The organism is Azohydromonas lata NBRC 102462 (assembly GCF_001571085.1).
Taxonomy (GTDB): domain Bacteria; phylum Pseudomonadota; class Gammaproteobacteria; order Burkholderiales; family Burkholderiaceae_C; genus Azohydromonas; species Azohydromonas lata.
In genome coordinates this window covers 1-14,260 of the sequence record NZ_BCTC01000083.1, presented here as the reverse complement: position 1 = coordinate 14,260, position 14,260 = coordinate 1, and the positions used below count along the sequence as shown (strand labels likewise).

At 69.0% G+C, this 14,260-nt stretch carries 15 protein-coding genes; 8 read left to right on the top strand and 7 right to left on the bottom strand.

Annotated elements, in window-relative coordinates:
- The first annotated feature begins 105 nt into the window (after positions 1–105).
- Positions 106–672, top strand: coding sequence for a DNA-3-methyladenine glycosylase (locus ALA01S_RS22600; RefSeq protein WP_066341350.1), 567 nt, complete (start codon positions 106–108; stop codon positions 670–672).
- 315 nt (positions 673–987) lie between these two features.
- On the opposite strand, the gene ALA01S_RS22595 is transcribed toward ALA01S_RS22600, so the two are convergent.
- Both ALA01S_RS22595 and ALA01S_RS22590 read right to left on the bottom strand, forming a co-directional pair.
- Positions 988–1,641 carry a hypothetical protein gene (locus ALA01S_RS22595; protein ID WP_157119202.1) on the bottom strand — a complete coding sequence of 218 codons (654 nt, stop codon included), beginning with the start codon at positions 1,639–1,641 and terminating at the stop codon, positions 988–990.
- A 223-nt stretch (positions 1,642–1,864) separates the two neighbouring features.
- The gene (locus ALA01S_RS22590) at positions 1,865–2,908 is read right to left on the bottom strand and encodes an NAD(P)H-dependent flavin oxidoreductase (protein WP_066341347.1); all 1,044 of its coding nucleotides are present in this window, start codon (positions 2,906–2,908) and stop codon (positions 1,865–1,867) included.
- A gap of 246 nt (positions 2,909–3,154) precedes the next feature.
- On the opposite strand from ALA01S_RS22590, the gene ALA01S_RS22585 reads away from it, so the two are divergent.
- From ALA01S_RS22585 to ALA01S_RS22560, 6 genes are all read left to right on the top strand, one after another.
- Positions 3,155–4,582 (top strand): FAD-binding oxidoreductase, encoded by a 1,428-nt coding sequence (locus tag ALA01S_RS22585; RefSeq protein WP_066341345.1) that lies wholly within the window; start codon positions 3,155–3,157, stop codon positions 4,580–4,582.
- A gap of 118 nt (positions 4,583–4,700) precedes the next feature.
- The gene (locus ALA01S_RS22580; protein ID WP_066341343.1) at positions 4,701–4,973 is read left to right on the top strand and encodes a type II toxin-antitoxin system TacA family antitoxin; all 273 of its coding nucleotides are present in this window, start codon (positions 4,701–4,703) and stop codon (positions 4,971–4,973) included.
- Between the two features lie 47 nt (positions 4,974–5,020).
- Positions 5,021–5,452 carry a GNAT family N-acetyltransferase gene (locus ALA01S_RS22575; RefSeq protein ID WP_238455902.1) on the top strand — a complete coding sequence of 144 codons (432 nt, stop codon included), beginning with the start codon at positions 5,021–5,023 and terminating at the stop codon, positions 5,450–5,452.
- A 43-nt stretch (positions 5,453–5,495) separates the two neighbouring features.
- Complete coding sequence (locus ALA01S_RS22570) at positions 5,496–6,623, top strand: 3-deoxy-7-phosphoheptulonate synthase (RefSeq protein ID WP_066341338.1); 1,128 nt, start codon at positions 5,496–5,498, stop codon at positions 6,621–6,623.
- A gap of 29 nt (positions 6,624–6,652) precedes the next feature.
- Positions 6,653–7,132, top strand: coding sequence for a cupin domain-containing protein (locus ALA01S_RS22565; RefSeq protein ID WP_066341336.1), 480 nt, complete (start codon positions 6,653–6,655; stop codon positions 7,130–7,132).
- Between the two features lie 89 nt (positions 7,133–7,221).
- Positions 7,222–7,674 (top strand): BLUF domain-containing protein, encoded by a 453-nt coding sequence (locus ALA01S_RS22560; RefSeq protein ID WP_066341333.1) that lies wholly within the window; start codon positions 7,222–7,224, stop codon positions 7,672–7,674.
- 18 nt (positions 7,675–7,692) lie between these two features.
- Here the strand turns inward: ALA01S_RS22560 and ALA01S_RS22555 are convergent, their stop codons facing one another.
- Together ALA01S_RS22555 and ALA01S_RS22550 are read right to left on the bottom strand one after the other, a co-directional pair.
- Positions 7,693–8,700, bottom strand: coding sequence for a zinc-dependent alcohol dehydrogenase family protein (locus ALA01S_RS22555; protein WP_066341331.1), 1,008 nt, complete (start codon positions 8,698–8,700; stop codon positions 7,693–7,695).
- Between the two features lie 35 nt (positions 8,701–8,735).
- On the bottom strand, positions 8,736–12,335 hold the full coding sequence (locus ALA01S_RS22550) for an indolepyruvate ferredoxin oxidoreductase family protein (RefSeq protein ID WP_084267827.1): 3,600 nt from the start codon (positions 12,333–12,335) through the stop codon (positions 8,736–8,738).
- A gap of 126 nt (positions 12,336–12,461) precedes the next feature.
- On the opposite strand from ALA01S_RS22550, the gene ALA01S_RS22545 reads away from it, so the two are divergent.
- Positions 12,462–12,968 (top strand): Lrp/AsnC family transcriptional regulator, encoded by a 507-nt coding sequence (locus ALA01S_RS22545; RefSeq protein WP_066341329.1) that lies wholly within the window; start codon positions 12,462–12,464, stop codon positions 12,966–12,968.
- A gap of 52 nt (positions 12,969–13,020) precedes the next feature.
- Here the strand turns inward: ALA01S_RS22545 and ALA01S_RS22540 are convergent, their stop codons facing one another.
- Genes ALA01S_RS22540 through ALA01S_RS22530 form a run of 3 tightly spaced genes read right to left on the bottom strand, consistent with a single transcriptional unit; the run spans position 13,021 to position 14,081 of the window.
- On the bottom strand, positions 13,021–13,464 hold the full coding sequence (locus ALA01S_RS22540) for a type II toxin-antitoxin system VapC family toxin (RefSeq protein WP_066341327.1): 444 nt from the start codon (positions 13,462–13,464) through the stop codon (positions 13,021–13,023).
- Between the two features lie 11 nt (positions 13,465–13,475).
- Positions 13,476–13,691: a FitA-like ribbon-helix-helix domain-containing protein gene (locus tag ALA01S_RS22535; RefSeq protein WP_066341325.1), complete on the bottom strand. Its 216-nt coding sequence runs from the start codon at positions 13,689–13,691 to the stop codon at positions 13,476–13,478.
- 57 nt (positions 13,692–13,748) lie between these two features.
- Positions 13,749–14,081 carry a nucleotide pyrophosphohydrolase gene (locus ALA01S_RS22530; RefSeq protein ID WP_066341323.1) on the bottom strand — a complete coding sequence of 111 codons (333 nt, stop codon included), beginning with the start codon at positions 14,079–14,081 and terminating at the stop codon, positions 13,749–13,751.
- Positions 14,082–14,260: the final 179 nt, after the last annotated feature.

Here is a 14,260-nt window from a genome sequence, read left to right as displayed (position 1 = left end):
ACGCGCACGGTAGGGCCGGCGGCGACCGGGAGACATGGGTGGATGTGACCGGTGTTGACGGGCCGCAACGCCGGGGCCGGTCCAGCCCTTGCCCATACTGGGCCGATGACTCCGCTCGCCCACATCGACTTCTCGGCCGACTCGCTGCTGGTGGCGCGGCAGCTCATAGGGGTGACGCTGCTGGTGGAGGGCGTGGGCGGCCGCATCGTGGAAACCGAGGCCTACGACCAGAGCGACCCGGCCTCGCACACCTATTCAGGCCAGACACCGCGCAACGCCTCCATGTTCGGCCCCCCGGCGCACGCCTACGTCTACCGCTCCTACGGCATGCACTGGTGCATGAACTTCGTGTGCCGCGAGCCGGGCCACGGCGCCGGGGTGCTGATACGCGCGCTGGAGCCCACGCACGGGCTGGAGCAAATGCGCGAGCGCCGGGGCGTGGAGAAGGTGGAACTGCTGTGCGCCGGCCCGGGGCGGCTGGCGCAGGCGCTGGGCATCACGCGGGCGATGGACGGCTTGTCCCTGTCCGAGCCGCCTTTTGAGCTGCTGCCCGGGCCGGCCGAGCCGGTGGAATTGCTCATTGGGCCGCGCATCGGGATTTCCAAGGCAGCGCATGAGCTGTGGCGGTTTGGGTTGAAGGGGTCCCGATATCTCAGTAAAGGGTTTAATTGAAATTATTTGGTGAAATATTTGGGTATTGAAGTATTGAGGTATTGGGGTATATGTCGCAAGCGAATATCTCGGCCTCTCTACTTCGTCATTCCCGCGAAGGCGGGAATCCAGGAGGCCCCAAGTCAGCCGCAAGTCCATGAATCGGCGTGCCGAGGCGCAATACACCGTGCTTCCTGCGTTATTCCTACGCTCTGACGTGGGACCGCCTGGATTCCCGCCTTCGCGGGAATGACGAGGTAGGAAGCGTGGCGAATCAGTCTCCGGTCAGCACTTTCAAACCTCAGCCTTCGTGCATCGATTCTCAAATCGCAGCCCTCAAGGCAACTTCCCTTCCTTCTCCAACCTGTCCAGCATCTTCGGAATGAACCGCCCGCACACCGCCTGATTCCCCTGATACTCCGCATCCGAATCAAACTCATCGTGCTGCGCGCGCACCTTGCCGAATTCCTGCAGCGCCAGGCGAATGGTTTCCTGGTTGCGGGACAACGAATCCATGGCCGTCAGCGAGGAGAATTTCTCCTTGAAAAAGGCGCCCAGCCGCACGGGCGATTCCTCCAGCCACTGCCGGTAAATGGCCAGGTGGTGCATTTCATGGGCATGCACATGCTCGTAGGCGCAGGCGTCGTCCTTCAACTCGCTGGCGATGTGCACGGCGGTTTTCTGGTAGCCCACTTCCAGGTCGAGCACGGGGCAGCCCTTGGCGTCCTTTTTCCAATAAGACGTGACGCGGCTTTCGGCGTAAGTGGAGCCCAGGCCAAAACTGCGCTGCGTCAGCGGCAGGGACGATTTGCGGTTGAGCGCCGTCACGGCGCGCACGTCGCCGGAATCGTCCTCGGTGTAGGTCAGCGGCGCGGTGCGCACGGTGACCGAGGGCTGGCAGCCGCCATCCACCCCGGCCGGTGCAGCGTGAGAAATGGCCGCCGAGCAAAACAAAAATGCGGACACAGCAAGGCGCAGGCGCCAGGACATAAAGCGCATGGGACGATTCCGTGAAATATCTCCCGCCCCGTGGAGGGAGAAACAGGCCGGAGCGGTGGTTGTTCGCTAATCCCAAAGCATCAAGGGAATTTCGCGGTCTTCCTTGTCCGGCTGTCTGCAGCCTTGATCGTCAACGTCCTGCGCTTCTTGAGCCCTGATTCTTTATCCGCGTGTTTTGCCTGTAACCGGGTTTTAAATTGCCTGGCAGCTCACGTCAGGCCGCGAAAGCCTGGGCCAGCGATTTCGTGATTTCTGCCGCGCTTTCGCCCAGCGAGGTATTGACATGCTGGCCGGACCACAGGGGCGAGAAATCGCCCGATGCTTGGGCTTCGGCCTGGGTACGCAGGGGCGTCATGCCGGCAGGCGCCAGGGGAAATGCCGGCGGCAAGGCCGATAGGGGTCCCATTTCCCGCATGAACCGATTCATGATGCCGCGCGCCGGCCGGCCGCTGAACAAATTGGTCAATGCCGTGTGCCGGGCCGCCTCGCTTTTCAATGCCGCGCGGTGAATGGCGCTGATGGTCGATTCCTCGGCCAACAAATAGGCGGTGCCAATTTGCACCCCGGCCGCACCCAGGGCCATGGCGGCTTTCACGCACGCCGCATCGGCAATACCGCCCGCGGCGATGACCGGGACATTCAAGGCTTTCACCAATTGCGGCACCAGCGCGAAGGTGCCGATTTGCGTGGTCACGTCGTCCGTCAGGAACATGCCTCGGTGGCCGCCGGCTTCCAAACCCTGGGCGATGACGGCATCGGCGCCATGCTTTTCCAGCCAGAGGGCTTCTTCAACGGTCGTGGCTGACGACAACACTTTCGAGCCCCAGCTTTTCACCCGCGCCAGCAGATCCGGCGCCGGCAATCCGAAATGGAAGCTCACCACCGGCGGCTTGAAATCCTGCAGCACGTCGGCGAATTCGGGGCTGAAGGGCGCGCGGCCGGGGCCGGTCGGGATGTCGGCCGGGTCTATGCCGAATTCGTCGTAATAGGGCTGCAGCGCCTGGCGCCAGGCGGCCTCGCGCTGCGCATCCGGCGTGGGTGTTTCGTGGCAGAAGAAATTGACGTTGTAGGGCCGGCGCGTCTCGGCCTGGATTTCCTGCAGCGACGCGTGCAGCGCCTCCGGCGTGAGCATTGCGCAGGGCAAGGAGCCCAGGCCGCCGGCATTCGACACCGCGATGGCCAGGCGGCTGTCCTGGCTGCCGGCCATGGGGGCCTGGATCAGCGGGAAATCAATGTTCAGCCATTGGGCGAGCTGCATGCGGTCTCCTCGGGTACGGTGGTCCATGGGGGATGGCCGGCGCGCGGACAGGCCGGTCCCGGCGGGCGTTGTTGTACCAGCCGCGACTTTTCTCACGTCCCGGGACGCGGCCGGAGGGCCGTCCCGCACCCGGTCCGCGCCTGGGAGAAGCGCCTCAACCCCGGGCGTATAGTGCCCCGCTCCTCACAGCCTCACCGTGAGCGCCGGCCCCCGGCCGCCGGGCTCCATCCCCCGCGGAGACTCCTCATGCAACACCCCTCGGATCTTGCCGCCGCGTCGCTGCCCGTGGTGCGGCAGCGCCCGGTGCCGCCGGCCCTCGTCGAAACCCTCATCGCCCGCTTCGGCGCGCGCTGCTCCACCGCCCAGGCCGTGCGCGAGCAGCACGGCAGCGACGAGTCCACCTTCACCGTGCCGCCGCCGGCCGCCGTGGTGTTCGCGCAGAGCAGCGCCGAGGTGGCCGAGGTGATGGACCTCTGCAGCCAGTTCGAGGTACCCCTGATTCCCTACGGCGCCGGCTCCTCGCTGGAAGGGCACCTGCTGGCGGTGCAGGGCGGCATCAGCCTGGACGTTTCGCGCATGGACCAGGTGCTGTCCATCGACGCCGACGACCTCACGGTCACCGTCCAGCCCGGCATCACGCGCAAGCGGCTCAACGACGAGCTGAAGTCCACGGGCCTGTTCTTCCCGATCGACCCGGGCGCCGACGCCTCCATCGGCGGCATGTGCGCCACCCGCGCCTCCGGCACCAACGCCGTGCGCTACGGGACCATGCGCGAGAACGTGCTGGCGCTGGAGGTGGTGACGGCGGAAGGCAAGATCATCCGCACCGGCACCCGCGCCAGGAAGAGCAGCGCCGGCTACGACCTGACGCGCCTGATGGTGGGCAGCGAGGGGACGCTGGGCGTCATCACCGAGATCACGCTCAAGCTGTACCCGCTGCCCGAGGCCGTGTCGGCGGCCGTGTGCTCCTTCCCGAGCATCGAGGCGGCGGTGCGGACGACCATCCAGACCATCCAGCTCGGCGTGCCCATCGCCCGCGTGGAGCTGATCGACGCGAACACCGTGCGCATGGTCAACGCGCATTCGAAACTGGGCCTGCGCGAGGAGCCCATGCTGCTGATGGAGTTCCACGGCTCGCCCGCGGGCGTGCAGGAGCAGGCCGAGACGGTGCAGGAGATCGCGACCGAGTTCGGCGGCCAGGCGTTTGAATGGGCCACCACGCCGGAGGAGCGCACGCGGCTGTGGACCGCGCGCCACAACGCCTACTTCGCGGCCATCCAGTCCCGCCCGGGCTGCCGGGCACTGTCCACCGACACCTGCGTGCCCATCTCGCGCCTGGCGGACTGCCTGCTGGACTCGGTGGCGGAAGTGGAGGCCTCAGGGCTGCCGTACTTCCTGGTCGGCCATGTGGGCGACGGCAATTTCCACTTCGGCTACCTGATCGACCCCGACAGCGAGCACGAACGCGCCGTGGCCGAGGACTTGAACCACAAGCTGGTGCGCCGCGCGCTGCAGCTCGACGGCACCTGCAGCGGCGAGCACGGCGTCGGCCTGCACAAGATGGGTTTCCTCGTGGAAGAGGCCGGTGCCGGCGCGGTGGAGCTCATGCGCACCATCAAGCGCGCGCTGGACCCCAAGAACATCCTCAATCCCGGAAAAATCTTTGAGCTTTGAACTTGGCTGATATGTGGTCACAGGGAGCGTGTGGCGCAACTGCGGCATACTTTGTGTTGACGCCGTATACACAAGTCCCGCTTGCTGAAAGCTGGGGGCTTACTTTTGGGAGGCCTCCATGCCTAGCGCATCAACTACCACCATCAACGTGCGCGCGCCGGCCGAGGTGCGCGAACTCATAGATCGGGCTGCGGCCTTGTCCGGCAAGACGCGCACGGACTTCATGCTGGAAGCTTCCTCCGAGAAAGCCCGCCAGGTACTGCTGGATCGCACGCTGTTCCAGTTGAACGAGGCACAGCTCCAGGCTTTCGAAGCTTTGATGGACGCGCCGCTCAAGGACAACGAGGCCGTACGCCGCCTGCTTTCTTCCCGCGCGCCGTGGGAGGAGTGACACACCCGGCGCTTTGCGCTCCGGTCCCTCTTACCGCTCAGCACAACGTGTCGGCGTTCACCTGTGAGCATGCCGAGCTGACCACGTGGTTGCAGCGCCGAGCTTTGGCGAACCACTTGGCTGGCGGCTCCAAGACCTACGTGGTCGCTTGCGGTTTGGAGGTGGTCGGCTATTACGCCTTGGCCGCCGGCTCTGTCGAGCCCTCCATCGCCACGGGTGCATTGCGCCGAAACATGCCCAAGCCGATTCCCGTCGTGGTGTTGGGCCGCTTGGCCGTGCACCAGGCCTGGAGCGGGCAGGGCGTAGGGGCCGGACTACTCAAGGACGCGCTTTCACGAGCACTTCAAGTGGCTGAGATCGTCGGCATTCGCGCCATGCTTTGCCACGCCATTGATGAGAAATCCAAAGCCTTCTACCTGCGCCATGGGTTCGTCCCTTCGCCCGCAGAGCCTTTGACCGTGATGCTCGGCCTCCGCTGAGGCTGCATCCGATTCCCTGTCTTTCCTCACTTCTCCACCCGCCATGACCTCCCGCATCGACGACCCCCAGCACGACCACGAAGCCGGCAGCGCCGACAGCACGCAAGACCTCACGCGCATCGACGACGTGCGCATTCGCGCCGTGCGCCCGCTCATCTCGCCTGCGCTGCTGCAGGACGAGGTGCCCGTCTCCGACACCGTGCTCGCCCTGGTGGAAGACGCCCGCCGCGCCACCGCCGCCGTGCTGCGCGGGCAGGACGACAGGCTGCTCGTCGTCGTCGGCCCGTGCTCCATCCACGACCACGGCCAGGCCATGGAGTACGCCCACCGCCTCAAGGCCCTGCACGAGGAGCTCAAGGGCGAGCTGCTGCTGGTCATGCGCGTCTACTTCGAAAAGCCGCGCACCACGGTGGGCTGGAAGGGCTACATCAACGACCCGCGCCTGGACGGCAGCTTCCGCATCAACGAGGGCCTGAAGAAGGCGCGCGAGCTGCTGCTGGACATCTCCGCCCTGGGCCTGCCCTGCGGCACCGAGTTCCTGGACCTGCTCAGCCCGCAGTACATCGCCGACCTCGTGAGCTGGGGCGCCATCGGCGCGCGCACCACCGAGAGCCAGAGCCACCGCCAGCTCGCCTCCGGCCTGAGCTGCCCGGTCGGTTTTAAAAATGGCACCGACGGGGGCGTGCAAGTCGCCGTGGACGCCTTGCAGGCCGCGCGCGCCTCGCACGCCTTCATGGGCATGACCAAGATGGGCCAGGCCGCCATCTTCGAGACGCGCGGCAACGACGACTGCCACGTCATCCTGCGCGGCGGATCGCGCGGCCCCAACTACGACGTGGCCAGCATCGACGCCGCCTGCGCGGCGCTTGCCAAGGCCGGCCTGCGCGAGACGCTGATGGTGGACTGCTCGCACGCCAACTCCGCCAAGCAGCACCGCCGGCAGATCGAGGTGTCCGCCGACATCGCCGACCGCGTCGCCGCGGGCGAGCGCCGCATCGCCGGCCTGATGATCGAAAGCCACCTGGAGGAAGGCCGCCAGGACATCAAGCCCGGCGTGGCGCTGCAGCGCGGCGTTTCCGTCACCGACGCCTGCATCGGCTGGGCCCAGACCGCCGGCGTGCTGCGCCGCCTGGCCGACAGCGTGAAGGCGCGGCGCGCCCTGGCCGCCTGAGCCGCCGTCCCAGCCCGGAGCCACCAGCCATGAGCGAGCCCAAGCGTCCCGTTGCCGTCGTCGCCGAGGAGGCGCCGCTGCGAACGAAGCCGTCCAACTACCCCGAGCCCTTTGCCTCGCGCATGGCCGGGCGCACGAAGCGAACCTTGGGCGACCTGTTCGGCCTGGGGAATTTCGGCGTGAACCTGGTGCACCTGGCGCCGGGCGCGGTGTCGGCGCTGCGCCACGCGCATGCGCGGCAGGACGAGTTCGTCTACGTGCTGCGCGGCCACCCCACGCTGTGCACGGACGCGGGCGACACGCCGCTGTCGCCCGGCATGTGCGCCGGCTTCCAGGCCGGCACGGGCGACGCCCACTGCCTGCGCAACGACACGGCCGAGGAGGCCGTCTACCTGGAGGTCGGCGACCGCACGCCCGGCGACGCGGCCACCTACCCGGACGACGACCTGCGCGCCGTCAGCACGCCCGCGGGCTGGCGCTTCGAGCACAAGGACGGCATGCCGTACTGAGGCCGCGCTGGCCGCCATGGCCTTCCCGCACGGGATTTGCTTGTGAGCCTCAGAACGAGCACCTGTCGCCCTTACGGGAAGGAACCCCCATGCCGCTGCAGCACCTCATCTACATCAGCATGGTGGCCGGTGCGGAGCCTTCGCTTGCCGATCTGCAGAGCCTGCTGGCCACGTCCGTGCGCAACAACCGCCGCCTGGGCATCACCGGCCTGCTGCTGTATGCGCATGGCGGCTACATGCAAGTCCTGGAAGGGGAGGGCGACGCCGTCGCCGAGGTGTTCGACGGCATCCGCCAGGACCCGCGCCACCGCCGCATCACGGTGCTGCTGCGCGGGCCGGTGGAGCAGCGCAGCTTCGGCCAGTGGGCCATGGCCTGTCGCTGGGTGGACAACGGCGAGCCCGCGCCGGACCTGCCCGCCGAGCTCGCGCCCCTGTTCCACGACGGCCTGGATTTCAAGCGCCTGCACGCCCGCCCGGGCGTGGCCATGGAACTGCTCACCTACTACGCCCGCAACAACGGCCTGCTGTTGACCGTCGCCTGAACGCCGGGCGGCCCGCGCTCAGATCGCCACGCAGATCTTGCCGAAGTGCGCCCCGGCGCCCTGGTGGCGGAAGGCGGCGGCCAGGTCCTTGAGCGGGTAGGTCGAGTCGATCACCGGGCGGATGCCGGTGGCGTCCAGGGCGCTTATGAACTCCTGCTGGTGCGTGCGGCTGCCGACGATGAGGCCTTGCAGCCGCGTCTGGCGCGCCATCAGCGCCAGCGTGGGCACCTCGCCCGCCATGCCGGTGAGGATGCCGATGAGCGCGATGCGCCCGCCGATGCGTACGGCCTCGATGGACTGCGCCAGCGTGCCGGGGCCGCCCACTTCCACCACGTGGTCCACGCCCTGGCCGCCGGTCCAGTCGCGCGCGGCGCGGCCCCAGTTGGGCTGGGACTTGTAGTTGATGAGGTGGTCGGCGCCCAGGGCGCGCAGCCGCTCCAGCTTGGCGTCCGAGGAGGAGGTGGCGATCACCGTCGCGCCCATGGCCTTGGCCAGTTGCAGCGCGAACACCGACACGCCGCCGCTGCCCTGCACCAGCACCGTGTCGCCGGCCTTGATCTGGCCCTCGACCACCAGCGCGCGCCAGGCGGTGAGGCCGGCGGTGGTGAGCGTGGCGGCCTCGGCGTGGCTGTAGCCCTTGGGCGACCGGGTGAACCAGGTGGCGGGGGTGACGACGGCCTCGCGCGCGTAGCCGTCGATGCCGTCGCCCGGCGTGGCGGAGAAGTCGCCGATGCGCGCCGGGCCGTCCTGCCAGGTGGGGAAGAAGCAGGAGACCACCGAATCGCCCACGGCGAACTCCGTGACGCCGTCGCCCACCGCTTCCACCACGCCCGCGCCGTCGGACATGGGGATGCGCCCGTCGGCCGCCGCAATCCAGCCCAGGGCCACGGCGTAGTCGTGGTAGTTGAGCGAGCTGGCGTGCAGCTTCACGCGGATCTGCCCCGCGCCCGGCGCGCCGGGGTCGGCCAGATCCACGGTCTCCAGGCGGTCCAGGCCGGCCGGTGCGCGCAAAACGATGCCTTGCATGTGTAGGTGTCCCTCGTTGGTTTGGGAGTGCGAGGCTAGCGCAGGAGCGGCGCCGTCACCCGTATGCCGCGAATCTGCCCGGCCTCGCGCGAGGGCGCCGGGCGCGGGTGGTGGGCCGGGTCCAGACGCCACAGCAGCTCGGCCTCGCGCACGCGGGCCTGCGCCACGGCTGCCGCCTTCACGTGGCCGTAGCCGCGCATGGACAGCGGCAGGCGCGCGACTTCCACCGCCAGCGCCAGCTTTTCAGCGCTCAACAAGGGCAGCAGGGCGCGCACGCGCTGCTCGTACTCCGCAATCAGCGCGCGCTCCATGCGCCGCTCGGCCGTGGCGCCGAACGGGTCCAGCACCGTGCCGCGCAGCGCCTTGCCGCGCGAGAGCAGTTTCAGCGCCGGCAGCAGCCAGGGGCCGAAGGTCCATTTCCCCGGCGGCTTGCCGTCCTTGCCCCGCGACAGCAGCGGTGGCGCCATGTGGAAGCGCAATTTCAGATTGCCCTCGAACTGCCGGTGCAGCTCGCGCTCGAAGCTGCCGTCGGCAAAGAGGCGGGCGACTTCGTACTCGTCCTTGTAGGCCATGAGTTTTAAGAGGCTGCGCGCCACGGCACGGCTGAAGGGCAGCGACGCATCCGCCTGCAGCGCGCGCTCGCGCGCGGCGGCCTCGTCCACCAGTGCGGTGAAGCGCGCGGCCCAGGCGGCGCTCTGGTACGCCGTCAGCAGCTCCACGCCGCGCGCGCGCAGCAGCGCCAGCGGCTCGTCGGCATGGTCGGGCTCCACCTCGGCCTTGCCCAGCGCCAGCAGCGCGCGCGGGTTGCCCGCGGCCAGCCGGCCCAGCGAGAAGGCGAGCTTGTTGGCTTCCACCGCCACGCCGTTGAGCTCCACGGCGCGCAGCAGCGCTTCCAGGCCCACCGGCACCAGGCCGCGCTGCCAGGCATGGCCCAGCGCGAGGATGTTGGACGCCACCGTGTCGCCCATGAAGGTCTCGCACAGCGCCTGCGCGTCCAGCGTTTCCACCTGCTCCTCGCCCGCGGCGTGGTGGAGCTTTTGCAGCAGTTGCGGCACGCGCAGCGTGGCGTCGGGGTTGCGCAGGTGCTCGGCCACGGGCACCTCGTGCACGTTGGCCACGATGCGCGTGCGACCGCGCCGCACGGTCTGCAGCGCGTCCGCGCTGGCGCCCACGACCAGCTCGCAGGCCAGCAGCGCGTCCGCCTGCTGCGTGTCTATGCGCACCTGGTTGAGCCGCTCCGGCCGGTCGGCCAGGCGCACGTGGCTGAGCACCGCGCCGCCTTTTTGCGCGAAGCCCATGAAGTCCAGCACCGACGCCGACTTGCCCTCCAGGTGCGCCGCCATCGTCACCAGCGCACCCACCGTCACCACGCCCGTGCCGCCCATGCCCGTGACCAGCAGGTCGTAGGGGCCGCTCCAGGCGTGCGGGGCGGGGTGCGGCAGCTCATCGACGGCGCGCACGAAAGCGCCCAGGTCCGTCAGCGAGCCGACTTTCCTGCGCGGCTTGCCCCCTTCGACGCTCACGAAGGACGGGCAGAAGCCGTTGGCGCATGAATAGTCTTTGTTGCAGGCCGCCTGGTCGATGCGGCGCTTGCGCCCCAGCGGCGTTTCGTGCGGCAGCACGGCCACGCAGTTGCTTTGCACGCCGCAGTCGCCGCAGCCCTCGCACACGGCCTCGTTGATGAAGAGGCGCCGCGGCGCGTCCTCCAGCTGGCCGCGCTTGCGGCGGCGGCGCTTCTCGGCCGCGCAGGTCTGCTCGTAGATCAGCACCGTCACGCCGGGCAGCTCGCGCAGCCGGCGCTGAGCGGCGTCCAGCTCGGCGCGGTCGTGGAACGTGGTGCCGGCGGGGAAGCGGTCGCGGAGGAGGTCGTACTTGCGGATGTCGTCGGACACCACCGCCACCTGCTTCACGCCCTCGGCCTCCACCTGGCGCGCGATGCCGTCCACGCTCACCGGCGCGTCCACCGGCTGCCCGCCCGTCATGGCCACGGCGTCGTTGAACAGGATCTTGTAGGTCATGGCCGTGCCCGCGGCCACGGCCTGACGTATGGCGAGGTAGCCGGAGTGCGCGTAGGTGCCGTCGCCCAGGTTCTGGAACACGTGCGGCACGCGGGTGAAGAGGGCGTGCGACACCCAGTCCACGCCTTCGCCGCCCATCTGGATCAGCCCCTCGGTGTCGCGCTGCATCCAGCTCGCCATGAAGTGGCAGCCGATGCCGCCCTGCGCCTTGGAGCCTTCCGGCACGCGCGTGCTGGTGTTGTGCGGGCAGCCGGCGCAGAAGTAGGGCAGCCGCTTGACGGCGTCCGCCTCGTTGCTCAGCAGCTCCGGCAGGGTGAAGTCGCGCACCAGGTGGCGGCGGTCCAGGTCCGGGCAGTGGCGGACGAGCCAGTCGGCCACCAGGGCGATGAGCCGCGAGGGCCGCAGCTCGCCCAGCGCGGACACCAGCGGCCGCTCCGCCGCGTCGCGCTTGCCCACGATGGCCGGCCGCCGCGCGCGGTTGTAGAGCAGCTCGCGAAGCTGCACCTCCACCACCGGGCCTTTCTCCTCGATGACCAGCACCTCCGAGAGGCCCTCGCAGAAGTCCAGCGCGCGCCGTGGCTCGATGGGGTAGGTCAGGCCCAGCTTGTGCACGCGTATGCCGTGCCCGGCCAGGGTGGCCGGCGAGATGTCCAGCCGGCGCAGCACCTCCATGAAGTCGTGGTGCGCCTTGCCGGCGGTGAGGATGCCCACGCGCGCCTGCCGGCACTCCACCACCGTGCGGTCTATCGAGTTGACGCGGGCGAAGGCACGCACCGCCTCCAGCTTGGCGTGCAGCCGCTCCTCGATCTTGAGCGAGGGCAGGTCCGGCCAGCGGTAGTGCAGCCCGTCGGCCGGCGCCGCGTGGCCGGTGAGCTGGCGCACGGCGTCGCCGTCCAGCCAGGTGGCGGCGCGCCCGTGTATCAGGTCCAGGTCCACCGTGGCGCCGCTCTCCACCACTTCCGACAGCGCGGTCAGGCCGGCCCAGCAGCCGGAAAAGCGCGACAGCGCCCAGCCGTAGAGGCCGAATTCCAGGAGGTCGCTGACGCTGGAGGGCGAGAGCACCGGCGCGTGGAAGCTCTGGAACACCTGGTCGCTCTGGTGGGGCATGGAGGAGCTGACGCAGCCGTGGTCGTCGCCCGCCACCATCAGCACCCCGCCGTGCGGCGAGGCGCCGTAGGCGTTGCCGTGCTTGAGCGCGTCGGCCGCGCGGTCCACGCCCGGGCCCTTGCCGTACCACAGGGCGAACACGCCCTCGGCCGTGCGCTCGGGGTCGGCCTCCACGCGCTGCGTGCCCAGCACGGCGGTGGCGCCCAGCTCCTCGTTGATGGCGGGCAGGAACTCGATGCCCTGCGCCTTCAGCCGCTCGCCGCAGCCCCACACCGTCTGGTCCACCATGCCCAGCGGCGAGCCGCGGTAGCCGCTGATGAAGCCGCGCGTGGCCAAGCCCGCGGCCGCGTCGCGCTGGCGCTGCATCAGCAGCAGCCGCACCAGCGCCTGCGTGCCGGTGAGGAAGACGCGGCCGCTCGGCGCCCACAGGGCGTCGTCCAGCCGGTAGCCGTGAAGGGGTGTTTGTGCGGCCGCCGCCTGCGGGGCCGCCAGGTTTGTCTCCGTGCTCATGCGCGCTCTCTTTGGCTGCTCTGATCGGGGTCAAGCCTAGGCGCACGGCACTGGAAAGGGATTCTTTTCTGCTCCACCTCACGCGGTGCGGTAGAAAATCATTCTCAATAAAAGCGGAGGTTTGGAATGGATTCGCTGGATCGCCATGACGTGCTGTTGCTGCAGGAGCTGCAGCGCGACGCACGGCAGACCGTGCAGCAGCTGGCCGAGGCCGTCGGCCTCTCCAGCACGCCGTGCTGGCGCCGCATCAAGGAGCTGGAGTCCCGTGGCGTCATACGCGGCTACACCGCGCTGGTGGACCGCGAGAAGGTCAACCTGCAGCTCTGCGTGCTGGCCGAGATCAACTTGGGCCGTCATGAAGAGGGCGAGGTGCAGCGCTTCGAGGCCGCCGTGGCGCAGAGCCCGCAGATCGTGGCCTGCTGGTCCACCACGGGGCAGGCGGACTATGTCATCAAGGTGCTGGTGCCGGACATCAAGGCGTACGAGAGGTTTTTGCACGAGACGGCGTTTCGCCTGCCCGGCGTCACGCACGTGCGCTCCAGCGTGGTGATGAAGGAGGTGAAGTCCGAAACCCGGCTGCCCATGGAGCTGCCGGCGCGGCCTGTTGCGGGTGCGCGTGGCGCCAGGGGCTGAGCGCGGAACGCCTGCGGCTGCAAGGCTGGATGCAGGCGATGAGCAGCGGCGATCAGCCCGGTTCGTCGAAAGGGTTGAGCAGCCTCAGGCCCGGGATGGTGCGGAAGGAGCCGCCGCCGTCGCGGCTGACCACCGTCATGTCGCGCAGCAACGCCATGGCGGCGATCTGCTTGTCTATGGTGTGCGGGTCCTTCTTCTCGCCGGAGAGCAGCTCGCCCCAGACCAGGGCGCAGTCGGTGTCGAAGTCAATGACGCGCTCGCCGTAACCCGCCAGCAGTTCCTGGTGCAGCCAGGCTTCGTAGGCAGCGGCGCGCTGCAGGTCGTCGCCGGCGCGGCGCCGCCGCAGCTTGGCAATGCCGGCGCGGATTTCGCCGACCACCTGGACCGGCAGGAACAACGCCTCGGGATCGGCGGCGGCGAAAAAGCGGCGCACGCCCGCGTTGGCGCGGGCGCCTTTGCGGACCTCACTCACCACATTGGTGTCGAGCAGGTACATGGGCACGGCCCTCAACGGACGTCGAACAGGTCGTCGTCGCCGGGGAAGTCCGGCATGGCGGCCAGCACTTCGGTGAAGGAGCGCTTGGGCGGCTTGCGGCCCGCCAGCAGCGCCTCGCGCAGGATTTCTCGGTGCTCGGCCTCCGTGCTGCGGCCATGCTCGGCGGCGCGGCGCTTGAGTTCCGCGGCCACGGCCTCCTCCACGTCTCGAACCAGGAACTGGGCCATCGCTGCCTCCTTGCCTTAGAGTGATAGCAATGATAGCGGATGACGGCAGGGGTGCCGTCAGCCCGGCGCCGGGTATTTCACGGCGTTGGCGGCGATCTTGTCGCGCACGGCGGCGTCCAGGTCCACGCCGAGCACGGTGGACAGGCGCACGAGGTACATGAGCACGTCGGCCAGCTCGTCGCGCACGGCGCGGGCGGTGGCGGGGTCTTGCGCGAGGCGCGCGGCCTGCTCGTCGGTGAGCCACTGGAACAGCTCGGCCAGCTCGCCCACCTCGCCGGTGAGCGCCAGCACCAGGTTGCGCGGCGTGTGAAAGCCGTTCCAGTCGCGCGCATCGGCAAAGCGCTGCAGCGCGGCTTCCAATGCGCTCACGTCGAGCAGGGGAGAGGTCATTGCAGGGGTCCTTGGTTCGTGGTCCGGTTCCCCGCGCCGCGCCATTTCCCGTCATGCCCGCGAAAGCGGGCATCCACCCTGGCCGGGATGCCGCCCGGTGTTCGTGGACACCCGCTTTCGCGGGTGTGACGGGAAAGAAGGGTCACCGCACCCCAGGAACTCAGGTCACCGGCGCCGGA